Origin of the sequence: Flavobacterium segetis (assembly GCF_900129575.1) — a bacterium.
Lineage (GTDB): Bacteria > Bacteroidota > Bacteroidia > Flavobacteriales > Flavobacteriaceae > Flavobacterium > Flavobacterium segetis.
Genome location: NZ_FQWE01000006.1, coordinates 85,766 through 107,298 on the forward strand (window position 1 = coordinate 85,766; position 21,533 = coordinate 107,298).

Here is a 21,533-nt window from a genome sequence, read left to right on the forward strand (position 1 = left end):
TTTGTTAAATATAATTTTTAAATAAAAAATTGTATTACAATTACAGTAACAATGAAAATCATTTAAAACTATTGCTGCGGCTTATTATTTGCCTTATCAAAATTCTTTGATTTTTTAGGATACTTGTTATAACTAATATCACTTGGATTTTCTATTATAGACTTGATCGTGATCCATTCTCCAAGTGCATATTTAGTAGCCATTTTATAATCTAAAAGATATTCACCACAGAAAAAGTTATTATTTTCATCTTTTTCCATTATTCCAGTAAAAACTCCTTTTTGTAACCTTCTCTCTTCTAATTCTTTAGTCATAGTACTATGTATTTTAATAATTCTGTCTGCAAAGTTAATCAATTTTTATTCTATTCTTTTTGTAATTACTTTGTACTGATTACTTTTGCAACATGAAAGATATTTTTAGACCAAGCCCTAATTCATTTAAACATACTTTTTGTGTTTTCAGTGAAATGCCGATCTCAATCATTGCCGGCTTAAAAGTTCAGTTTGAAAGTAAAGCGGGTAGTAAGTATTACTACACTACAGCTGGAATGTATCGAATATCCAACCATTGGGGACGCTTAGCAAATAGTAAATGGCGTTTAGAGCCATTAGAAATAGAATCTGACACAAAATTAAAATTGGGTTATGCTTCTTGGGACACATTTTATCCAGACAATACAGTAGAGCAACTTTATTATATTGAAGTGAATTTTGCCAAAAAAACAGTAAAATATCAACATAAAAATAATCCTACATATGATCATGAGGCAGTTCTTAGAACCAGTTTCGAGACTACTAAACGAATTAAGCAAATCCGAAATTTATTAAATTTAACATCTTGGGCTCAATACTATCAGAGCTATGATATTGAATTTTTAAGAGAAAAAATTATTACAGAATTAATTTACTCGAATAAAACTTTAGAGGAGGTAAAAAGGATATATACATCATAATTTTTTTTATTCTCAACTTAAGCAGTCTTTAATGATTATGTGCAATTAACTCAAGGTCATTTAATGTTAAAGGCTTGGACAGGTAACCTAAAATATTAAAGTAAGTTTTCGACTTGTTTTTATCTTCTACTGCAATTGATGAGCTAACTATATAAACAGCAATATCTTTTAGATATCTAGACTCTAACTTGATTATTTCCTCCATAAATTCCCAACCATCCATTATTGGCATGTTGATGTCTAATAAAATTATATCTGGTAAGCTTGCTCCTTTTTCAATAGCTGCAAATAAGTTGTCAAACGCTTCCTGTCCATTTTTAAAGGAAGAAATTTTTGAAAACAATTCTGATCTCTGAATTATTTTTTTTGCAATAATTTGATAAATGCCATCATCATCAATTATCCAGATTTCTTTTTTTAGCATCGAATAAAAATTTTGAATGTTGTTCCAATATCGGGCTCGCTTTCAACGGTAATAGATCCTCCCATAGCATCAATTTGATTTTTTGTAATAAACAGTCCTATTCCTTTAGAATCGACATGGTTCGTGAACGTTTTGTACATCCCAAAAATTTTATCTGCATTTTTCACAAGGTCAATTCCTATGCCATTATCAGAAATTTTTAAAATTTTAAAATTATCTTCATAACTTAAGCTTAGACAAATTACAGGTTTGCGGGAAGGATGACGATAACGAATGGAGTTAGAAATAATATTGTATAAGACACTTTCTAAATACGCTGGATTATAATTAATGACACAATTTTCGGGAATTTTATTTATTATCTCTACATTATTACTGTGTATTTGCTTACACAATACATTAATTACCACATTGATATATTGAAATAAATATAATGGTTCTGAGGATAGGTTAATATTTGTTCTAATATTTATGACTTCATTTAAGTGCAGCATGGTCTCAGTAAGTGAGTTAGAAACTGTTTTTAATAGTTGAATCATTTCCTCTCTTTCATGCTCAGATTTTGATGATTCTATAAGCTCAACAATAGATGCAATATTGCTAGTGTGTGATCTTAAATTATGCGAAACAATATAGGAAAAATTTAAGAGTCTTTTGTTTTGTTCAGAGACTAATTCAAATGAAGCATTTAAGTCTTTCTCAGCTTCTTTATTTTTAGTTATATCAATCATTATACCTCGTAAATTTGTAGGCCTACCATCCTCGATAATAATGTTTACTATATCTCTTAGCCAAACTATTGAGCCGTCTTTAGCAAACATTCGATATTCAAAATTATGGTTTATCATTCCGGTATTTTGTATATCGTAATAATTTTGAATATATTTTCTATCATCCTCGTAAATATGATCCATCCAAAAATTTGGTGATTTCAACCATTCTTCGGGAGTATATCCTAATATTTTTTCTACTTTTTGACTTATAAAATTAAAATTAAAGGTCTGAATATCGCATTCCCAAACAATACCATCTACAGTATCAATAAGCGATTGTACACGCAATTTTGATTCAATAATAGTTTTTTCTGAGTTTTTTCGATCTGTGATATCTTCCGTAGAAATAATTATCCTTTCCAATGAATTTTCATAACCTTTGATTGCACTCCATCTAAAATCGACATCGCGATAATCGCCGTGGGTGGTTTTTATCTTAGTATCAAAATTAACAAATGGAATACCTTGCGTAATTGCTATTATGATTTTTAAAAAGTCTGATATGGCAACTTCATCAATAATTTGATACAACCCTGATGTAATTTCCTTTTTAGTCTTAGATTTATATAAAACTAAACTCATGTTATTAATATCAATAATTTTTACCAAGTTTATGCAGTTCCTTGCAACATTTGGATTATTTGATAAAAACTGATTAACTTCAGCAATAGGCTTAGCAATTAAATCGAGATCAGTAAGATAAGTTTTAACATGAGAAAAATCCTCTTCCCATAAAGGAATAGGGGAGTCCTCGAATAAACTTTTGAATCTAGCTTCGCTTTTTATAATTAGTTTTTCATTTTCTTTTTTTTCAGAAATGTCCTCAATAATAGCAATATGTTTACTGAAAGATTTATCACTTTTAAGTACTGGTGAAACCGTAAGATTAACCCAAATAGTATGGCCAAGTTTGGTAATTAACCTTTTCTCCATAACGTAATTTTTGATTTCGCCATTTTTTAATTGTTTAAAATAGAATAAATCTTGTTCTAAATCATCTGGATGAGTGATATTTTGAAAATTTAAATTTCTCATTTCATCTTGACTGTATTCTACTAAATGACAATACTGATTATTAATCTCAATAAATTTTCCTGTGTGAGAGCAAATATGAGCGATTCCTACCGCTGCTTGATCAAAAATAGCTCGAAATTTAATTTCTGAACTTAATATTTTTTCTGCCTGAACTTTCACTAACGATCGTAATTTCTTCGGCATTAATAAGAGAGTAGTTATCAAAAAACCAAATAAGGCAGAGAGAAGTATGCCTACCATTGCGGGAAATATAATTTCGGCTGTCAAATATTTATGCTTTTTAGCCACAATATAAAGTTTCCAGTCTCCATCGGGAATTTTTGTAGAAACACTGTAATGATCGGAAAAATTAGTTTTGTTATTAAGAAAAAATATCTCTTTTTGATCGTCTAATTGAAATTTGGAAAACTGAAAAAAATATTTTGAATTATCTACATTTTCTATTCCTGATGATTGTAATAGCTTGTTTAATTTGATAATAATTGAGGAAAAGCCCCAAAACTTATCATTTTTAAAGACGGGAAACCTTCCAATAATTCCAACACCTCCTTGTTTTAATTTATCAGGACCTGCAAAATACATTTTTTGTGTTGAAATAGATTTTAATGCGTCTTTTTTAGTAGTTGAATATGTTAAAAGATTTAAATTTAGAGCAGCTTCGTTACCCTTCAAAGGATAAATGTATTTTAAAATTCCTTCTGGAGATAATTGTACTGCATCTATTGTAGGATTTGACAGTAATAAACTATTTGCAATTTTTTCAAAGTTTTGAGGTTTACCGGTAGCATCAATTATAAGCGCTAAAGTAAGAGTGGTGGTATAACAATTTTTTAATGAATGCTCAATATTTTGTCGTACCACTTGCAAAATAGTATTCATTTCCCGCTGCTCATTTTCTTGATTGAGTTTATACAGTTGAAAAACTGTAAAACCGACAGTCCAGCTTAAAAATAAGAATATTAGAAATCCTGTTGATTTAGGCCTGCGGAAAAACCATTTCATAAATTTGCTGTGTGTTATTTCCGACCTCATTTATTAAAAAGTTAATTGTAGAAAAAAAGCCTGTCAATAAATATAGAAAAAATATTTTAAAAAGTAAAATTTATATTAGAAAAAGTAAAATTACTTACTTTAACCTAACGTTTGCTTGGGCATTATCTATAAAGTTGTATTGTTTTTATGAAGCAAAATTATTGTTTACACACATCTTTTTAGCGTGCCCAATAAATTATTTTCAAATGTTTTAGTAAAAAAACAAGTTATAACAGAATAGAGAACTAACAAATTTATATTTATTTGAATTTTTTTTTAAAATTTCATTAATATCGCGAACTTTGCACCAAAACAACCTTGATAAACAATAAATTTAAATAGTATGGGACGAAATAATGAACGAAATATAAAAAAGCATAACGACAAATTACATAAAGCTCAAGACAAAGTGAAAGAAGCAGAGGTAATTCGTAAAGAAAAATTGAAGCAAATTGTAAAGAAGTTTAATGAAAATAATAGTACTAAGAATAGCTAAAATACTGTATGATGGAAAAAAATAAATTTGACGAAATTAAAAAAGGAGTTCAAGAAATAATTGATTTAATCACTGAAAAAAATGCTAAAAAAGCAAATGATAAGTTAGTTGAAGTGAGTGAAGATTTAGATGAATTGTTAGATTTTGCTGATGACAATGAGGATTTAAAAGAAGTTAGTAGGTATCAAGTATTATTGAATCAATTACATCAGCGCATTGTAGGTCTCAATGGACAATCAATTACTAAATAATGACATCACTTATTAAATGAATACAGCTTATTGTTATTGCGGATCCGCTAAAAATTTTGAAGGATGTTGTAAACCTGTTATTAACTTTTCGAAAAAAGCAAAAACAGCGGAAGCTTTGATGCGATCTAGGTATTCAGCGTACGCTATTCAAAATATTGAGTACCTCTTAGCAACCACACACAGATCTCAAAGAAAATATTATTCAATGGAAGAAATTCTAAATTGGTCACAAAGCAATAAATGGATAAAACTAGAAATTTTAAAGGCCACTGAGAAAACCGTTGAATTTAAGGCATACTTTTTAAATGCAGAACATTGTTCAAAAATTCATCACGAATTTAGCCACTTTATCTTTGAAAATGAAACTTGGTTTTACGTAAGTGGAGATTTTTTTGATTAAACTATTTACTTAGATAAAATTAGCTAAATAATTTTAAAAGAATAAGTTAGGTACTATTATTTTTTAATAACGAAGTGTTTTTTACATTTGATTAGTTGCAAGTTTTTGTTTATAACACTTTAAATTGAGCAGCAACCATCATTACTATATGCACAGTTTTTCCTAGAGCGGATTAATAAATTATTTATATTAATAATAGTAAATGATGAAAAATAAAATTAATCATACTATTAATATAATTTTCTAAAAATTGAAAAATCTTTCTCCTCACAAAATTTTTATTTTGATTGTAATTTTAACCATTGCGTAATTTCATCTAAAGCCCTTGAAGAAAAAGTCTGCTCAATAGTTGCGTATTCGTCTGGTGCTCCCGTTTTACAGTCTTGGAACAAATGATTTAAGTTTGGAAGTTCTTTTATACTCACATTTTTATTTCCGCCCTTATCCAAAGCATTTTTTATTGCTGCTAAATTCTGTTTTGGGGGTACTTGTAAATCTTTTTCTCCATTAATTGCTAAAACAGGACATTTTACTTTTTCTAAAGCAAATGCAGGATTGTATCTTAGGAAATACTGCATCCACGGACTTGAAATTTGATTTATTTGCATTGATATAAATTCATCTTTAGTCATTCCGCTAGGAATTTTTATAATTGCATCATTTTTAAGCATTTCATTTAGTGCGTTTTTTAGATCTGTACTTAATGAAATTTCATCATTTGATTTTACAACGATGTCAAAAATAATCTTATTCAATTCAAACGATTTTTTTATTTCAGTCTCTGGAACGCCGCTCGCTCTTGCGATTAATTCTTGTTGCAGTAGTAATAATTGGTCTCCTTGAATTCCAGTTCCAGCCATTAAAACGATAAAACTGATATCCTTTGATTTTGAAGCAATCATTGGTGCAATCAATCCACCTTCGCTGTGACCTATCAATCCAATTTTCTTTTTATTTATTTCTTTTCTCGTTTTTAAATACACAATCGCGCTCTCCACATCAGTGGCAAAATCAGCAGAAGAAGCTGTTTTAAAATTACCTTTTGATTCTCCAACTCCTCTGTCGTCATATCTTAAAACTGCAATCCCGTTTTTAGTCAAATGATCCGCAAGTACTAAAAATGGTTTGTGTCCTAATAGTTCTTCATCTCTATTTTGTGGACCACTTCCGGAAATCAGAACTACAGCGGGGAAAACTCCCTCTTTTTTTGGTAAAGTCAATGTTCCTGATAATGCTATTTTATCTTTATTATTTTGAAAAATAACATCTTCTGAATAATATGAATAAGGTTTACTAGGTTCTTGAGGTCGGTTTATAGTTTCCTTTTCGATCGCTTTTCTAGATAAAGTCATTGGAAATTCAAGACCACCTTGTTTAAATGTTCCTACAATTTCGTCTCCTTTTAATTGACCTAGATATTCAATTCGGGCATTTGTAATTTCAAATTGTATAATTGAATTTTCAAATGTTGTTTTTGTTATAGGAATACCTTTTGCTCCTTGGTCCGGACTGTCCATTGTAGAACTATAGTCTTTTTCATTTTTTGTAACGTTAAATACAAGTCGTAACTGCGTGCCTTGCACTTTTAAGATACCGTTCCATTGTCCGGAAATTTCCTGAGCTTCCATTGTAATTGATGATAATAGTAGTATGATTATGAATAAAATGGTTTTCATCGTGATTTTTTGTTATGGCTGCTTAATGACTTATTTTTAAAGGTAAATTTAAAGTTTATTTTCTCTTCATTAGAATGACTTAAAAATCGAAAGGCTAAATGTGCATGTCCTAATTCTCTGTTTCAAAAAGTAAAAAAACATTTTTATAAATCTACTTTAATTTTTTTATTTAGTGTTTACAATTAGCAAACGATTTCGAAGATTCAATTTCTATTTCTTTGCGTTTCATTTTCATCTGGTAATCTAATTTTTTGGTTTCTACGATTTGCAATAAGTTAGTTGCTAACTCGAATATATAAGGCATAAACATCCACACATAGACTCGCAGTAAGAGAAAAGTAATATTTCTTTCAATTTTTTATTTTTCAAATATATTAAATTATTCTTACAAATTTCATGTTGAGTTTTAGATTTTAAGGGTCTACAAATATAAATTTTTTAATCATAACGCTATGCTCGCGTGAGTGATGGCAGTGTAAATCCTCCCGTTTTTCAGGGAGATTGAAACGGACAGCACGACCACGGTGTAACAATAGTGGAGCCGCGGGCACGCCCAAAATATTATTTTTTACGAATTTTTACGGTAGAATTGCTTTTAACTAAAAATTAATAAATGTTTGCAAAGAGGTCCTTTTAAAATAGTGTAATTTTAACAATTATGAAAAATGATATAAATAAAGGATTTCATTTCAAGAAATACGAGGCTCCTTTTCAAACTCCATTTGATAAGTTATTTAGTATTTTTAAGGAATTGATAACACATACATCCGGTGATTTTGATGAAGCAATTGACTGGTTGCGCCAATTGGATGTGGAGTATGAGCTCACTACAGCTGAATATACCATTGATGATTTCATTGAAGATTTAAAGAAAAAAGGATACATCCGTGAGGAAGTGAAGGCTGATGGAACTGGTGGAATGGGTATTACAGCCAAGACGGAGCGTGCGATTAGGCAAGCGGCTCTGGAACAAATCTTTGGAAATCTAAACAAGTCTGGCAGTGGGAATCACAAAACAAAAAGTGGCGGTAATGGTGATGAACATACAGGTGATTTTAGAAACTTCCAGTTTGGAGATACAATTGAGCAAATATCTCTTACTGAAAGTTTAAAAAATGCTCAAATCAACAATGGAGTGGGAGAGTTTAAACTCACGGAGAACGACTTAATTGTTGAAGAAAATCATCATAAATCTCAAATGAGTACTGTTTTGATGATCGATATTTCGCACAGCATGATCTTGTATGGTGAAGACCGAATTACACCCGCTAAAAAAGTGGCAATGGCACTTGCCGAACTAATTACTACTCGTTATCCAAAAGATACGCTTGATATTCTTGTTTTTGGAAATGATGCTTGGACCATTCAAATTAAAGATTTGCCCTATTTGCAAGTAGGACCGTACCACACTAATACTGTTGCTGGCTTGCAACTGGCGATGGACATTTTAAGACGAAAACGAAATACCAACAAGCAAATTTTTATGATTACTGATGGTAAACCGAGTTGTGTGAGGGAGAAAAATGGGGAATATTATATGAATAGTAATGGTTTAGACCAATATATTGTTGAAAAATGTTATACTCAGGCGGCACAAGCGCGTAAACTACATATTCCTATCACCACTTTTATGATTGCTAATGATCCTTATTTACAGCAGTTCATTAATAAATTTACCGAAGCCAATCAAGGAAAGGCATTCTACACCGGACTTAAGGGACTAGGCGAGATGATTTTTCAAGATTATGAAAGTAATCGAAAGAAAAAATTAAAATAGTTTTAGGTTTAAATTTTTTTATGATAAGCACATAACAGCTCATTAAAACAGATTTTAAGCTAAGAAAAGAATAAATAGTATTAGAAATTACAGAAATATAAAATAAAATGAAAGAAAAGACATTAGGCGAATTATTGCAATCAGGATATAAATCGAAGCACATTAAAGACGAACTTCGAGACAATTTACGAACCAAATTAAAATCAGATCATCCTACTTTTGAAGGGGTGCACGGTTTTGAGAATACAGTTATTCCTGAACTGGAACGAGCCATTTTATCCAAACATAATATTAATTTATTAGGTTTACGGGGCCAAGCAAAAACGAGGTTAGCACGTAAAATGATTGAATTATTAGATGAATATATTCCAGTTGTGGAAGGTTCTGAAATTAATGATGATCCGCTTAACCCGCTATCCCGTTTTGCAAAAGAATTAATTGCAGAAAAAGGAAATGATACGCCTATTACTTGGTTACATAGAAACGAACGTTTTTATGAAAAATTAGCTACTCCAGATGTAACTGTTGCCGATTTGATTGGCGATGTGGACCCTATAAAGGCAGCTAATTTAAAACTGAATTACTCAGATGAGCGAGTTATACATTTCGGAATGATTCCACGAGCGAATCGTTGCATTTTTGTCATTAATGAATTACCTGACTTACAAGCTAGGATTCAGGTGGCTTTGTTTAATATTTTGCAAGAAGGTGATATTCAAATCCGGGGTTTTAAATTGCGTTTACCGGTCGATGTGCAGTTTATATTTACCGCAAATCCAGAAGATTATACGAATCGTGGAAGTATAGTGACGCCGCTAAAAGATAGAATTGGGTCTCAAATTTTGACTCATTATCCTGAAACATTAGAAATTGCAAAAACTATTACACAGCAAGAGGCTAAATTTACGGATGAAGTTAAAGAGTCAATTTACGTTCCTGCTTTAGCTAAAGATTTGTTAGAGCAAATTGTTTTTGAAGCAAGAGAAAGTGAATATATTGATGCTAAAAGTGGTGTTTCTGCTCGTATGAGTATTACAATGTTTGAAAATTTAATGGCCACTGCTGAGCGACGAAGTTTACTTTCAGGAGATGATCAAACTACCATTCGACTATCAGATTTTATGGGCGTTATTCCTGCAATCACTGGAAAAGTGGAGCTGGTCTATGAAGGAGAACAAGAGGGTGCGGCTAAGGTGGCTGGCATTTTAATAGGTGATGCAATTCACACTTTATTTCCAGGTTATTTTCCAAAAATTGAAAAACTAGAGCGTGAAAACGATAAAAATGCTTATTCAGATTTATTAGAATGGTTTTTTACTGAAACTGGTTTTGAATTATTAGATGAAGCACTAGATGTGGAATATCAATCTATTTTAGATTCCGTTAAACCACTTGATGTTCTAATTAAAAAATATCAACCAGAAGCAGATAAGAAAGATATTTATTTCATCAAGGAATTTGTTCTTTGGGCGATGGTGGAATATGAAAAATTATCAAAAAACAGAATTGAAAAGGGAAACCAATTCAAGGATTTATACAGCAATTTTATCAATAAATTGTAATATTATTTTTTGAAAAGAAAGATTAGTAAAATATAGTCAGTTTTAAACTGATACTTTTTTCTAGTCTTTCTTTTTTTTTGCTTTTTAGTGTTACTTCAGCGTATATACTATTTGGTAATTTTTTTTTACCATAATAACAGTTAAAAAAAATTAATCTTACTATTTAATAAGAATTGCTATGATCGTTTTATTGGATCAAAAACGATTTATAGATTAAATTTTAAAAATGAAGTACAGTCCAGATAGTAAAAATCTCTTGATAATATTTCAATTTCTTGTTAAGTAAAACGATTTAATGTATTTTTTAATTTACTAAAAATCAATATGTTTTGTACTATCATTCTCAAAGCGCCGATACTGTATTTTTTAATAGATTTAGATAAAAATTACCTGTTTTTCTTTATTCTTTAATAAAAACGCAGTGACAAATTAAATTAGTTTATCTTGGCACGTTGACGGTATAGTCAACATAAATAATATGGAAAATACTTTTGAGGAGTTAATTGCTTCCTACATTCAAAATAAAGTGGGCATGGCTGAACATTTTTTAAGTGATTCTCTTGCCATGGGGTTAAAGCAAAATTTATTACTTCTAAATCAACAAAATTTACTAATTGATGCTGGTACTGGCAATTCAAACGTGATATCTTACGACAGTGCAGTACGAAGCGATTCGATTTATTGGCTTGACAAAAAACACAATAATGTCTTTGAAAATGAATTCTTTGAATTGATTGAAGGATTTATTCAGTACCTAAATGAAAGCTGCTATGCCGGTATCACAGGTTATGAATTTCACTATTCGCTATATGAATCAGGCGATTTTTATCTCAAACACCTTGATCAATTTAAAACAAATCCTAGTAGGAAATACTCTATGATTAGCTATTTGAATCTAAATTGGCAAGAAAGCGATGGAGGTGAATTATTAATTCATCAACTAAATAAAAATCAGAAAATAGCGCCCACGCAGGGTAAAACAATATTTTTTAAAAGTGATGAATTAGTTCATGAAGTATTAGTTACGAATAATGTTAGAATGAGCGTAACTGGATGGTTGAAAAGTGACTAAAGATTAATTTAATTTCCTTTTAACCTGGTGTAAATTTTTTTAAGTAATTGTTTTCCATCTCTTTTACTCTTTGGAACTTCGGTTGCTATTAATAATTCCTTTTTTTTGACAAATTGATAGCTAAAAACAAATTGTGGATTTTTAGCATCATCTGTCAGAAGTCCAAAACGCAAATCATTGAAATATAATTTATTTTCTGTTTCAGAAATAATGTACCAACCTTCACTTGCTATTTTTAGTTTCTTGAAATCTAGATTTCCTTTTAATTTATATTCTAGAATTTTGTTTTTGCTATAAGCTTTGAATACGATTGGCTTGGTGTCAAATAGAGAATAATCAGCTAACAAATAATTTTGAGCGGTAGAAACATTAGCATTCCATAAAATGAGATTGAAAGCAGTGGGTTTTACAATAATCTCGCGAAATGATATATTTTGTTTTGCTAATGCATTTTCAAATTGCGAAAGTGCAAAGACTTTCAGAACACAAGACAATAGTAAATAACTACTGCTAATTGCAAGACCACGTATAGCATGTTTTTTTCGTAGAATGGTATCTTTGGTTTTCCAAATTAGTACTAAAAAAATTAGTAATGAAACTGTGTATAACGGATCTATCACAAATATTGTTTTAAATGCAAATCGATGCTCCAGTGGCCATAGTATTTGAGTTCCCCAAGAGGTAAACATGTCAAGTAAAACATGTGTGAGTAAACACCAAAACACCATATAAGTAGATTGTAAAAAAGCTATTTTATCTTTTTCTATTTTAGAAATAATCCATCCTAAAAATGGCGATAAAAATAAAAACAGAAATAGAGAGTGACTAATTCCGCGATGAATTAGAATAGCATCAACAGGATTTAAAAATAAACCTATTACAACATCGAGATCAGGTAGAGTGCCTAAAACTGCACCATATAAAAATGTCTTATTTTTAAGTTTTTTGCCAGCACAAACTTCTGCGACTGCAATTCCAAGAGCTATTTGGGTAAAAGAATCCATTTAACAAAAATAATAGAAACCAACTAATATGATGGACAATTATCATATTTTTATATTCATATAATGAACTAAAAAGTGATTGTAAAAGCAATATGTAGTAATTTTGGATTTTTAAAATTTTATTTATGTTTTTTTTAATTTTAAGTGTGATTTGCAGTGTAGTAGTAGGAGTTATTTTTAAAATTTCTAAAAAACATGACATTAATGATAATCAAATTGTCGCCACCAATTACGTAGTTGCTCTAGTATTTTGTTTTGCATTCTTTACTCCTAATTTAAGCGTAATTACAGGCAAATCTCCCTGGATATTGTACACTACGATTGGTATTTTGTTGCCAACCGTATTTTTGATTTTAGCAGCTTCAATAAAGTATATAGGAATTGTAAAAACAGATGCAGCACAACGTCTCTCACTTTTCATACCTATTCTTGCAGCTTTATTTATTTTTAAAGAAGATTTTAGCTCGATCAAGATTGTTGCTCTAATAATTGCACTTCCCGCTATCCTACTTATCTTATCTAAACCATCGTCGGATACTATAAATAGATGGATTTTTCCAGTGCTGGTTTTAATTGGTTTTGGTTTAATTGATATTCTATTCAAGCAAATTGCTTTGTATACAAAATTGCCGTATACGACTTCATTAACTATAATTTTTAGTGTTTCTCTATTTATAATGGTAACAATTATACTTTATCAATTTTTTATTTTAAAATTGAAAATAAAAGCAAAAAGCTTAATTTTTGGCGGATTGGTTGGAATCTTTAATTTTGGAAATATTTTATTTTATTTAAAAGCGCACCAAGCATTTTCTCAAAATCCTTCGACCGTATTTGCAGGAATGAACATGGGAGTAATTGTATTAGGAAGTGTTGTTGGGATATTTATTTTTAAAGAAAAATTAAATAAACACAATTACGTTGGATTATTTCTCGCTTTGTTTTCTATCATTTTGATCGCTTACGAACAAATACATTAAATGCTTAAAAGCATAAAATTAATTATTTTTACTTGTAATCTTTGCAAATGATTTCTATAATTTAATTTTCTCTAATTCTAAATAAATATGATCTAATTCTGTTTTTAACTGAATTATTTCTTTATCGATCCTTTCAATTTCATTCTGAATACTGGTAATTTCAGATTCTTTTTCTGAGGCACTTCTAAGAAATTTAAAATCTTGTGCCTTCATTAATCGACTTTTGGCCGCATCTAATTCACTAACTTTGATAAAAACATTCTCTTGTATACCTATGAGACTATTATTTAAAATCAATTTCTTTTCTCTTAATGCTCTTTCTGCTTCTAGTTTTTCCTGCTCAATTAGTAATGTTTTTTGCTCTTCAATTCTTTTTTCTTGTAATTGAAATTGTATATTATCTTTCTCGGTTACACTATTTTTCTGTTGTAGTTCAGCACTTCTACTGTCCTGAAAGAAACTAAATATGAAGGTAGCAATTACTAAAACTAGTAGACTTGATAAAATATAAAATAAGGATTTTTCAATTCCTAAAATTTTACTTTTCGGATTATCTTCTTCTAATTCATTGTTAATTTCTAATTGTTTTTTAGGAACTTGATGAAAAGAATCAATAGATGGAGGTATAGCTGTAAATAATGATTGTAATTGAGGAACATCAGCTGCGTATTTCCAGTCTAGCATACCTTCGCACCATACAGGTGTTGTTTTTAATATTGCTTTCGCTTTTAGCTGAACAAGATCAAATGGACCTATACTCTCTGTGCCATTGTGTATAAAATAGGAATTCATTTGAGGGATTATTTTAAATGTCAAAAGTACAAAACATTTTGTGTTTAGCTTCCTATAATTAAAAGCTATGCGTCATTCATAAATTATTAAAAATTGTAAGCTGTTTAATATAAATTGTAAATAAGTAATCTTAGTTTTGCACTCGGATAATTTTTTTCAAACAATTCAATGAAACAACCTACACTTAGTAATCAAGTACTTTATTTGTTAAGCATTTCTGCTGGTTTAGTAGTAGCAAATTTATATTACAATCAGCCTTTATTGCATCAAATAGCGGTCAGTTTCAATGTTTCGGAGGCACAAGTGAGCAACGTTGCACTATTTACTCAATTAGGATATGCCCTCGGATTGTTGCTAATTATACCTTTAGGAGATAAGGTTTCTAATAAAAAAATATTACGCATTGATTTCCTTATTATGATTCTAGCTTTGATAGCAGCAGGTTTTGCTAATTCTTTACTAGTGCTAATGATAAGTAGCTTTTTTGTTGGTTTTACTTCTGCAATACCACAATTATTTGTTCCTATGGCTGCTCAACTTTCAGATGATAAAAATAGAGGGAGAGCAATAGGAATTGTGATGAGTGGCTTATTGATTGGAATTTTAGGAAGCCGAGTTATCAGTGGTTTTGTTGGAGAGCAATTTGGCTGGCGTATCATGTTTTATGCTGCTGCGTTGTTAATGGCACTATTATTTATAATTTTAAAATATAAATTACCTACGATAAATCCTGTTTTTAAAGGGACTTATTTAAGTTTAATGAAATCACTATATCATTATTTTAAGACAGATTCTTCTCTGCGTTTAGCCACCTTAAGAGGAGGGTTAGCATTTGCTGGCTTGAGCGCTTTCTGGACAACTTTAGTTTTTTTAATGGAAGATTCATTTGGTTATGGGAGCACAATTGCTGGCGCTTTTGGAATTTTGGGTATAGTCGGTGCTTTAGGAGCTACAGTTGTTGGAAAACTTAGTAGCAGTATAAGTAATCACTCCATTATAGTTTTTGGTGCGATACTATTAGTGGTTTCGTGGGTAATAATATTATTCTCAGGACATTCAATAATAGGTTTGATGGTAGGCGTGCTACTAGTCGATTTAGGAATGCAATCTTTACATATCACTAATCAAAAAATTATTTTTTCTAACACCCCCGAAGCGAGAAACCGAGTAAATACGATTTACATGGTCGGTTTTTTTATTGGTGGAGCTTTTGGAACAGTGGCAGGAGCAATAGCATGGGGTAATTATAAATGGATAGGAGTTGGAACACTAGGAATTGTTTTATCAGTACTAATATTGATTGTCCATTTTATTTTTCGAAAGAAAGAAATATAAAAATTTAGATTTCTAACTTAATTAACACAGATTAAATTATTTATAATCGATTTTACTCTTCCTCTTTATCCTCCGTGATTTCTGATTCCTCTTCATCATCACCAGACGTTATCTCGAAGAAACTGAAAATAGATCCACCATAACTTTTCTGAAAAGAAAAATGAATCATGTGATTAAGTTTTGTGTACTTAGAATGCTCTATTATCATCATTCCCTCTGAATTTAACAAATCTCGTTCAAAAACTAGCTCGATAATTTTTTCAAAAGTTTTTTGATCAAATCCGTATGGAGGATCGGCAAAAATAATATCGTAAGAGGTTTTGCATCTTTCTAGGTATGTATAAACATCACTTTTAGTAGCTGCAATATTAAAATCATATTCTGCCGCAACTTGCTTTATGAATTTTACACAACCAAAATCGCCATCAACAGAGGTAATAGGAGTGCATCCTCTTGACGCAAATTCATAACTTATGTTTCCCGTGCCAGCGAATAAGTCTAATATTTTTAGTCCTTCAAAACTGAAATGATTATTTAAAACATTAAATAATGCCTCTTTTGACATATCGGTTGTTGGGCGGACCGGTAATCCTTTTGGCGGAGAGATGCGTCTTCCTTTGTATTTTCCTGAAATTATTCTCATGAGTTAAAAAGTATAAAGTGTTTTCTGTTTTCAGCCTCAGAAAAGTAATTGTTCCATCGTAAGTCCTCTACATCAATAAGAGAAACATTTCGAATGTATTTGTAAGCAATTTTAAAATAATCACTTTCATCAGTGATATCCCCAATTATTTCCAAGAGAAAATTTTCTGGATTAAGATTTAATTGTTCGGCCGTAAATAAAATGTAATAAATAAAATCTTCTGGTCTACTATAATCAAAAGAATTAAAGAGTAACAACTTTTGATTTTGTATAACTATTATTTCAAAATGCGCTGAATTAATATGAATAAACATTCTCTTTTCATCTTTATTTTTGGATGCAATCAATAATTTATTGACTAAAATACTATTTGCATGCTTATAATCAAAGGTTCCAAATTGATCAATAAAAAAATTATTGATATTTATATAAGGAATGTAAACATTATTCATGTTGTAATTTACATTTTCATCAAAAGCAAAAAAATCAGTTTTAAAAACCTTAGTATTAAATTGTAAATAGCTACCTAAAAAATTCTCATCAAAAAGCGGTTCGGGAACGAACGTTGATAAATTATTACTGTGAATAACTAAAATCTTATCATACGTTTCTATTAATTCAGGATGACTTTGAAAAGCATCAGCAAATAAATCTTCAATTTTCGAATTTTTACTAACATTTTTAAAATGGACCTCATTGAAAGAACTTATGGTGTTATTGAGCGTATCAAAACAGCAAAACGACAAACCATTTAATGAAACTTGGATAGATAATTTTTTATAAACTTTTTCAGTAATATTAGTGCTCTGTGCTAGCATATTTGATTTATTGCTCTTTAAGGTATTCTAACTAAAAAATAAATTAATTAGATGACAAACTTACAAATAAAATCACAAAGACAATTGCAATGCTGCTATCAATTTAGGTTGATTTTTGACTTAGTATTTCCTTTTTTGACAATGAAAAAGCTTAATTTGCATCAAAATAATTAATATGAATTCCTCACTGTTTTATAGTCTTTTACAAAGAAAATTTCCTTTTCAGCCCACCTATAAACAAGATATTTTTTTTCAAAAAATTGCTATTTTCCTGACTGAAATTGATAATAGAACGATTTTTGTATTAAAAGGATACGCAGGAACTGGAAAAACAACCGTAATTTCAACAATTGTCAATAGTTTACTAGATATTAATAAAAAGTATGTTTTACTGGCGCCAACAGGTCGTGCGGCAAAAGTTATTGCCAATTATTCTGAAAAACCAGCATTTACGATTCATAAAAAGATTTATTTCCCTAAAAAATCTTCTGGCGGTGGAGTTTCATTTACTTTACAGCAAAACAAACACACCAATACGATTTTTATTGTCGACGAAGCTTCGATGATATCAGACACAAATTCTGATTCTAAGTTATATGAAAACGGTTCTTTATTAGATGATTTAATTTCTTACGTCTATTCGGGAAAAAATTGTAAAATGATTTTGTTGGGAGACACAGCACAGTTACCACCGGTAAATCTTGATATTAGTCCTGCCTTAGATATTCAAACTTTAGGTATAAATTATGATAAGGAAGTGGAGCATATTGAACTTGATGAAGTGATGCGTCAAGAAGAAAATTCGGGAATTTTATATAATGCAACTGAATTAAGAGAATTATTAAAAGATTCCTTTATTACTGAGTTTAAATTTAACGTCAAAAAATTTAAAGATATTGTGAGATTGACTGATGGTTATGACATTCAAGATGCAATAAATTCAGCTTACAGTAATTATAGTATTGAAGACACTGCTTTTATTGTTCGATCCAATAAAAGAGCGAATCAGTATAATGAACAAATTAGAACTAAAATATTAGATAAAGAAAGCGAATTATCTACAGGTGATTTTTTGATGGTAGTAAAAAATAACTATTTCTGGCTGAAAGATTCGGATCAAGCTGGCTTTATTGCCAATGGAGATATTATTGAAATCTTAGAAATTTTTAATATCAAAGAATTATATGGATTTAAGTTTGCCAAAGTAAAAATTAGAATGATCGATTATCCGAATCAAAAACCCTTTGAAACCGTTTTATTGTTAGACACCATTAAAAGTGAATCACCTTCACTGACGTATGAAGAATCTAATAGATTATATCAAGAAGTTTTAAAAGATTATGAAGGTGAAACTAAATTCAAGCAGTTCCAAAAGGTTAAAGAAAATGAATATTTCAACGGGCTGCAAGTTAAATTTTCGTATGCAATAACCTGTCATAAGTCACAAGGTGGTCAATGGAATACAGTTTTTATAGAACAACCATATTTACCAGACGGTATTAATAGAGATTACATCAGATGGTTGTACACTGCAATGACTAGAGCTAAGAATAAGTTGTATTTAATAGGATTTAAGGATGAAAGTTTTGAGGAGTAGTATTTATAATAAACTCTGACTTACGCGCTTTAAAATATTTTAATAGAAAACACTTTATTATTTTCAAAGTGTAATAAAAAATTACTGCCTCAACGGCAAAAAAGCAAAAACAAAAAAAATGAAAATTATAGCAGTCATACCAGCCCGTTACGCATCCACACGATTTCCAGCTAAATTAATGCAGGATCTAGGTGGGAGAACCGTGATTTTAAGAACTTATGAAGCCGCAACAAAAACAAATTTGTTTGATGATGTTTTTGTAGTAACCGATTCAAAATTAATTTTCAATGAAATTATTTCAAATGGCGGAAAAGCCATTATGAGTGTAAAAGAACACGAATCAGGAAGTGATCGTATTGCAGAAGCTATTGAAAGTCTTGATGTAGATATAGTAGTCAATGTACAAGGAGATGAGCCTTTCATAAATAGTGAACCATTAAAAAAATTAATTAAAATTTTTAATCAAGATGTGAAAAATGAAGTTGATTTAGCTTCATTGATGCGAGAAATAAAAAACGAAGAAGATATCAATAATCCCAATAATGTCAAAGTTATAGTAGACCAAAATCAGTTTGCCTTATATTTTTCTCGTTCGGTAATTCCATATCCTAGAGAGAAAAATGTGGGAGTTCGTTATATGCAGCATATTGGTATTTATGCCTTTAGAAAACAGGCTTTACTAGATTTTTATAACTTACCAATGAAATCTTTAGAAGCATCGGAAAAATTAGAACAACTGCGTTATTTAGAATTTGGTAAACGAATTAAAATGGTTGAAACTACCCATGTAGGAATTGGAATTGACACTATCGAAGATTTAGAGAAAGCTCGAAAAATGCTTTAAAATTATTCAAGATTATCTTGATCGAAATAACCTTTAGTTTTAACTTTAGTAGAGAAAAAATTAAGAAAAAGTACTATAAAGAATAAAAACAGTAAAGCTTGTGTAGTTACTAAAAATTTTCCTACAGTCGTAATAGGATAAAAGTCTCCATAACCAATGGAAGACGAGGTTACAATACTAAAATAAACAGCATCGAACCAATGGTAGAAAGGTTTGTTTAAATAATTTCCACTAGAGTAAAACACAGCATACGCAAAAGCAATCTCTAAGTAATTAAAAAAGAGCAAGAGCATTGATCTTTTATATGATCGAGGTTTAGAAAACAAATCTGATGCAAATATTAATGTTGGAATATAGAATACGGTTTCTAAGAAAACATAAACGAGAATCCAAATAATCCATTGATGTCCGTGCCATCCATTAATTATGATCAGCAGTGGAAAAAGAACTTTTAGCAATACGTAGCTGTCAAGCGCTAAATCTTGATATTCAACTCCTTTTTTACTAGCTAGATATTTAATATAAACTCCTGGAAATAATAATTGTGAAGAGGAGAGAAGCAATCGCACAATTTTTTCAATACCATTATCGTTTTGATGCTCGTTATCCCATATAGACTGTATATTGAGAATTCGCCTCCGTAATGGATTATATCTTGGTTGTGATCCTTCAGAGCTTTTTCCTAAAAAGAGTTTTTTTATTTTTTTTTGCATTACGATAAGCAGATTTTATTTTAGTGTCATAGACTTAAATCTTATTTTCTTAATTTAATTTAATTTTTCAATGACAATCAATTCATTGTGCTGTTCAATACGCGGAATACATTTAATTTTAAAATCAGGATCCATAAATTCAGAAACGTAATCTTTGTTTCTTTTGTTATCAATTTCGTTTAGGATCATCGTATTAAAAAGAACAAAACCTCCTTGTTGCAGCAAAAAGCAAATTCTTTTAACAAAATAATTTTCAAAGAGAAAATTCGGCATTACAATATCTTGAAAAATATCGATAATAATTAAATCATATTTATCTTTTGTTTTAAGAACAAATTCAAAAGCATCATCAATTATAATTTCTAGATTTTTTATAACGTTAAGGTCAAAATAGGAGTTTGCTATCTTAATAATTTCAGGATCAATTTCAACTCCTGTAATTTTACCTTTATAGTGAATCTCGTTCACAATAGTTTTAATAACGCTACCTCCTGCAACTCCCAAGATTAAAATATGCTTCATTGAGAGCACTTTGCTAAATCCTATATGTTTCAGACCTAAACGTAAAATACGTTGTAAACTACCATAAGAATAATTAGTGTTTTTAGAATCTAGGACTAATTCCCCATTTACCCAAGTCACCTCAATAGTTGTACTTAATGCCGAATTAATCTGATAAACTTTGACAGGAATTACGTAACTAAACAATTTTTTTAGCATCGACTATGGATTTAATCAAAAATAGGATTTTAATTATTTATTTTGCACCAAATATCAAAGTAATGAAGAAACAATTATACAAATTTATATTTTTTAAGCTAATGGGCTGGAAAATAGTAGGGAATATTGATCCAAATATAAAAAAATGTATTTTAATGGTTATGCCGCATACTAGTGCTCATGATTTTTATTTAGGAATATTTACAAGGGGAATTACTGGGATTGAGATGAACTACGTAGGTAAAAAAGAATTATTTCGATTTCCTTTTGGTTGGTATTTTAAATACATGGGAGGCGAACCACTGGATCGAACTGGCGGTATGAATAAAGTAGATTCAATTGCGGACATTTTTGATCGAAAAGAAGTATTTAGACTAGCAGTAGCGCCAGAGGGAACACGTAAAAATGTCAAAGAAATAAAAACAGGATTTTATTTTATAGCTTTAAAAGCCCATGTTCCTATTATTCCTATAGCATTTGATTTTGGCAAAAAGGAAGTAAGATTAGGACAACCGGTAATTCCAACAAGTAATTTAGAAAAGGATTTAAACAATTTGAAAAATCATTTCTACGGTGTTAAAGGTAAAATTCCGCAGAATGGCTACTTCTTTGAATAAGAGAAGAAAGTGTTAAT

General features: G+C 30.0%; 22 protein-coding genes. 12 read left to right on the forward strand and 10 right to left on the reverse strand.

The window, feature by feature from the left end; genetic code table 11:
* Positions 1-68: 68 nt before the first annotated feature.
* Entirely contained in the window at positions 69-314 is a 246-nt protein-coding gene (locus BUA99_RS09965; protein WP_072991640.1) for a hypothetical protein, read from the reverse strand.
* A gap of 92 nt (positions 315-406) precedes the next feature.
* On the opposite strand from BUA99_RS09965, the gene BUA99_RS09970 reads away from it, so the two are divergent.
* Complete coding sequence (locus BUA99_RS09970) at positions 407-955, forward strand: hypothetical protein (RefSeq protein ID WP_072991642.1); 549 nt, start codon at positions 407-409, stop codon at positions 953-955.
* Between the two features lie 28 nt (positions 956-983).
* On the opposite strand, the gene BUA99_RS09975 is transcribed toward BUA99_RS09970, so the two are convergent.
* Together BUA99_RS09975 and BUA99_RS09980 are read right to left on the reverse strand one after the other, a co-directional pair.
* Positions 984-1,379: a response regulator gene (locus BUA99_RS09975; protein WP_072991645.1), complete on the reverse strand. Its 396-nt coding sequence runs from the start codon at positions 1,377-1,379 to the stop codon at positions 984-986.
* Positions 1,373-4,219, reverse strand: coding sequence for a PAS domain S-box protein (locus tag BUA99_RS09980; protein WP_084673526.1), 2,847 nt, complete (start codon positions 4,217-4,219; stop codon positions 1,373-1,375). Before BUA99_RS09980 ends, BUA99_RS09975 begins: the two co-directional genes overlap by 7 nt.
* 343 nt (positions 4,220-4,562) lie before the next feature.
* Here BUA99_RS09980 and BUA99_RS15255 point away from each other — a divergent pair, with 343 nt between their 5' ends.
* Genes BUA99_RS15255 through BUA99_RS09995 form a run of 3 tightly spaced genes read left to right on the forward strand, consistent with a single transcriptional unit; the run spans position 4,563 to position 5,366 of the window.
* On the forward strand, positions 4,563-4,715 hold the full coding sequence (locus tag BUA99_RS15255; RefSeq protein WP_200778662.1) for a hypothetical protein: 153 nt from the start codon (positions 4,563-4,565) through the stop codon (positions 4,713-4,715).
* Positions 4,716-4,726: 11 nt separating this feature from the next.
* Complete coding sequence (locus BUA99_RS09990; protein ID WP_072992114.1) at positions 4,727-4,966, forward strand: hypothetical protein; 240 nt, start codon at positions 4,727-4,729, stop codon at positions 4,964-4,966.
* A gap of 16 nt (positions 4,967-4,982) precedes the next feature.
* Positions 4,983-5,366, forward strand: a complete 384-nt coding sequence (locus BUA99_RS09995; RefSeq protein WP_072991654.1) for a YchJ family protein — start codon at positions 4,983-4,985, stop codon at positions 5,364-5,366.
* Between the two features lie 278 nt (positions 5,367-5,644).
* On the opposite strand, the gene BUA99_RS10000 is transcribed toward BUA99_RS09995, so the two are convergent.
* Positions 5,645-7,042, reverse strand: coding sequence for an alpha/beta hydrolase family protein (locus tag BUA99_RS10000; protein ID WP_072991657.1), 1,398 nt, complete (start codon positions 7,040-7,042; stop codon positions 5,645-5,647).
* A 658-nt stretch (positions 7,043-7,700) separates the two neighbouring features.
* On the opposite strand from BUA99_RS10000, the gene BUA99_RS10005 reads away from it, so the two are divergent.
* The 3 genes from BUA99_RS10005 (at position 7,701) to BUA99_RS10015 (ending at position 11,453) form a co-directional block, all read left to right on the forward strand.
* Entirely contained in the window at positions 7,701-8,819 is a 1,119-nt protein-coding gene (locus tag BUA99_RS10005) for a vWA domain-containing protein (protein ID WP_072991660.1), read from the forward strand.
* Positions 8,820-8,926: 107 nt separating this feature from the next.
* Positions 8,927-10,381: a sigma 54-interacting transcriptional regulator gene (locus BUA99_RS10010; protein WP_072991662.1), complete on the forward strand. Its 1,455-nt coding sequence runs from the start codon at positions 8,927-8,929 to the stop codon at positions 10,379-10,381.
* A gap of 478 nt (positions 10,382-10,859) precedes the next feature.
* Complete coding sequence (locus tag BUA99_RS10015; protein ID WP_072991664.1) at positions 10,860-11,453, forward strand: 2OG-Fe(II) oxygenase; 594 nt, start codon at positions 10,860-10,862, stop codon at positions 11,451-11,453.
* Positions 11,454-11,461: 8 nt separating this feature from the next.
* Here the strand turns inward: BUA99_RS10015 and BUA99_RS10020 are convergent, their stop codons facing one another.
* The gene (locus BUA99_RS10020) at positions 11,462-12,457 is read right to left on the reverse strand and encodes a metal-dependent hydrolase (protein WP_072991667.1); all 996 of its coding nucleotides are present in this window, start codon (positions 12,455-12,457) and stop codon (positions 11,462-11,464) included.
* Positions 12,458-12,582: 125 nt separating this feature from the next.
* Between BUA99_RS10020 and BUA99_RS10025 the strand changes: the two genes are divergently transcribed.
* Positions 12,583-13,437 (forward strand): EamA family transporter, encoded by an 855-nt coding sequence (locus tag BUA99_RS10025; RefSeq protein WP_072991669.1) that lies wholly within the window; start codon positions 12,583-12,585, stop codon positions 13,435-13,437.
* 54 nt (positions 13,438-13,491) lie between these two features.
* On the opposite strand, the gene BUA99_RS10030 is transcribed toward BUA99_RS10025, so the two are convergent.
* Positions 13,492-14,229, reverse strand: a complete 738-nt coding sequence (locus tag BUA99_RS10030) for a DUF4339 domain-containing protein (RefSeq protein WP_072991671.1) — start codon at positions 14,227-14,229, stop codon at positions 13,492-13,494.
* A gap of 168 nt (positions 14,230-14,397) precedes the next feature.
* On the opposite strand from BUA99_RS10030, the gene BUA99_RS10035 reads away from it, so the two are divergent.
* Positions 14,398-15,564, forward strand: a complete 1,167-nt coding sequence (locus BUA99_RS10035) for an MFS transporter (protein WP_072991672.1) — start codon at positions 14,398-14,400, stop codon at positions 15,562-15,564.
* A 52-nt stretch (positions 15,565-15,616) separates the two neighbouring features.
* Here the strand turns inward: BUA99_RS10035 and BUA99_RS10040 are convergent, their stop codons facing one another.
* Positions 15,617-16,207 carry an RsmD family RNA methyltransferase gene (locus tag BUA99_RS10040; RefSeq protein ID WP_072991675.1) on the reverse strand — a complete coding sequence of 197 codons (591 nt, stop codon included), beginning with the start codon at positions 16,205-16,207 and terminating at the stop codon, positions 15,617-15,619.
* Positions 16,204-17,025, reverse strand: coding sequence for a DUF3822 family protein (locus BUA99_RS10045; protein ID WP_072991678.1), 822 nt, complete (start codon positions 17,023-17,025; stop codon positions 16,204-16,206). The genes BUA99_RS10040 and BUA99_RS10045 overlap by 4 nt, the downstream gene beginning before the upstream one ends.
* A gap of 175 nt (positions 17,026-17,200) precedes the next feature.
* Here BUA99_RS10045 and BUA99_RS10050 point away from each other — a divergent pair, with 175 nt between their 5' ends.
* Both BUA99_RS10050 and kdsB read left to right on the forward strand, forming a co-directional pair.
* Positions 17,201-18,622, forward strand: coding sequence for an ATP-dependent DNA helicase (locus BUA99_RS10050; RefSeq protein ID WP_072991681.1), 1,422 nt, complete (start codon positions 17,201-17,203; stop codon positions 18,620-18,622).
* 118 nt (positions 18,623-18,740) lie between these two features.
* Positions 18,741-19,466 carry a 3-deoxy-manno-octulosonate cytidylyltransferase gene (gene kdsB / locus BUA99_RS10055; protein WP_072991684.1) on the forward strand — a complete coding sequence of 242 codons (726 nt, stop codon included), beginning with the start codon at positions 18,741-18,743 and terminating at the stop codon, positions 19,464-19,466.
* Positions 19,467-19,468: 2 nt separating this feature from the next.
* Here kdsB and BUA99_RS10060 read toward each other — a convergent pair whose 3' ends face one another.
* Together BUA99_RS10060 and BUA99_RS10065 are read right to left on the reverse strand one after the other, a co-directional pair.
* Entirely contained in the window at positions 19,469-20,179 is a 711-nt protein-coding gene (locus tag BUA99_RS10060) for a potassium channel family protein (protein WP_072991687.1), read from the reverse strand.
* A 54-nt stretch (positions 20,180-20,233) separates the two neighbouring features.
* Complete coding sequence (locus BUA99_RS10065) at positions 20,234-20,899, reverse strand: spermidine synthase (protein WP_072991690.1); 666 nt, start codon at positions 20,897-20,899, stop codon at positions 20,234-20,236.
* A 62-nt stretch (positions 20,900-20,961) separates the two neighbouring features.
* Between BUA99_RS10065 and BUA99_RS10070 the strand changes: the two genes are divergently transcribed.
* Positions 20,962-21,516, forward strand: coding sequence for a 1-acyl-sn-glycerol-3-phosphate acyltransferase (locus BUA99_RS10070; RefSeq protein WP_072992117.1), 555 nt, complete (start codon positions 20,962-20,964; stop codon positions 21,514-21,516).
* Positions 21,517-21,533: the final 17 nt, after the last annotated feature.

Coding starts and splice junctions, on each gene's coding strand:
- BUA99_RS09965 (WP_072991640.1), bottom strand. CDS start 314: ATGACTAAAGAATTAGAAGAGAGAAGGTTACAAAAAGGAGTTTTTACT.
- BUA99_RS09970 (WP_072991642.1), top strand. CDS start 407: ATGAAAGATATTTTTAGACCAAGCCCTAATTCATTTAAACATACTTTT.
- BUA99_RS09975 (WP_072991645.1), bottom strand. CDS start 1,379: ATGCTAAAAAAAGAAATCTGGATAATTGATGATGATGGCATTTATCAA.
- BUA99_RS09980 (WP_084673526.1), bottom strand. CDS start 4,219: ATGAGGTCGGAAATAACACACAGCAAATTTATGAAATGGTTTTTCCGC.
- BUA99_RS15255 (WP_200778662.1), top strand. CDS start 4,563: ATGGGACGAAATAATGAACGAAATATAAAAAAGCATAACGACAAATTA.
- BUA99_RS09990 (WP_072992114.1), top strand. CDS start 4,727: ATGGAAAAAAATAAATTTGACGAAATTAAAAAAGGAGTTCAAGAAATA.
- BUA99_RS09995 (WP_072991654.1), top strand. CDS start 4,983: ATGAATACAGCTTATTGTTATTGCGGATCCGCTAAAAATTTTGAAGGA.
- BUA99_RS10000 (WP_072991657.1), bottom strand. CDS start 7,042: ATGAAAACCATTTTATTCATAATCATACTACTATTATCATCAATTACA.
- BUA99_RS10005 (WP_072991660.1), top strand. CDS start 7,701: ATGAAAAATGATATAAATAAAGGATTTCATTTCAAGAAATACGAGGCT.
- BUA99_RS10010 (WP_072991662.1), top strand. CDS start 8,927: ATGAAAGAAAAGACATTAGGCGAATTATTGCAATCAGGATATAAATCG.
- BUA99_RS10015 (WP_072991664.1), top strand. CDS start 10,860: ATGGAAAATACTTTTGAGGAGTTAATTGCTTCCTACATTCAAAATAAA.
- BUA99_RS10020 (WP_072991667.1), bottom strand. CDS start 12,457: ATGGATTCTTTTACCCAAATAGCTCTTGGAATTGCAGTCGCAGAAGTT.
- BUA99_RS10025 (WP_072991669.1), top strand. CDS start 12,583: ATGTTTTTTTTAATTTTAAGTGTGATTTGCAGTGTAGTAGTAGGAGTT.
- BUA99_RS10030 (WP_072991671.1), bottom strand. CDS start 14,229: ATGAATTCCTATTTTATACACAATGGCACAGAGAGTATAGGTCCATTT.
- BUA99_RS10035 (WP_072991672.1), top strand. CDS start 14,398: ATGAAACAACCTACACTTAGTAATCAAGTACTTTATTTGTTAAGCATT.
- BUA99_RS10040 (WP_072991675.1), bottom strand. CDS start 16,207: ATGAGAATAATTTCAGGAAAATACAAAGGAAGACGCATCTCTCCGCCA.
- BUA99_RS10045 (WP_072991678.1), bottom strand. CDS start 17,025: ATGCTAGCACAGAGCACTAATATTACTGAAAAAGTTTATAAAAAATTA.
- BUA99_RS10050 (WP_072991681.1), top strand. CDS start 17,201: ATGAATTCCTCACTGTTTTATAGTCTTTTACAAAGAAAATTTCCTTTT.
- kdsB (WP_072991684.1), top strand. CDS start 18,741: ATGAAAATTATAGCAGTCATACCAGCCCGTTACGCATCCACACGATTT.
- BUA99_RS10060 (WP_072991687.1), bottom strand. CDS start 20,179: ATGCAAAAAAAAATAAAAAAACTCTTTTTAGGAAAAAGCTCTGAAGGA.
- BUA99_RS10065 (WP_072991690.1), bottom strand. CDS start 20,899: ATGCTAAAAAAATTGTTTAGTTACGTAATTCCTGTCAAAGTTTATCAG.
- BUA99_RS10070 (WP_072992117.1), top strand. CDS start 20,962: ATGAAGAAACAATTATACAAATTTATATTTTTTAAGCTAATGGGCTGG.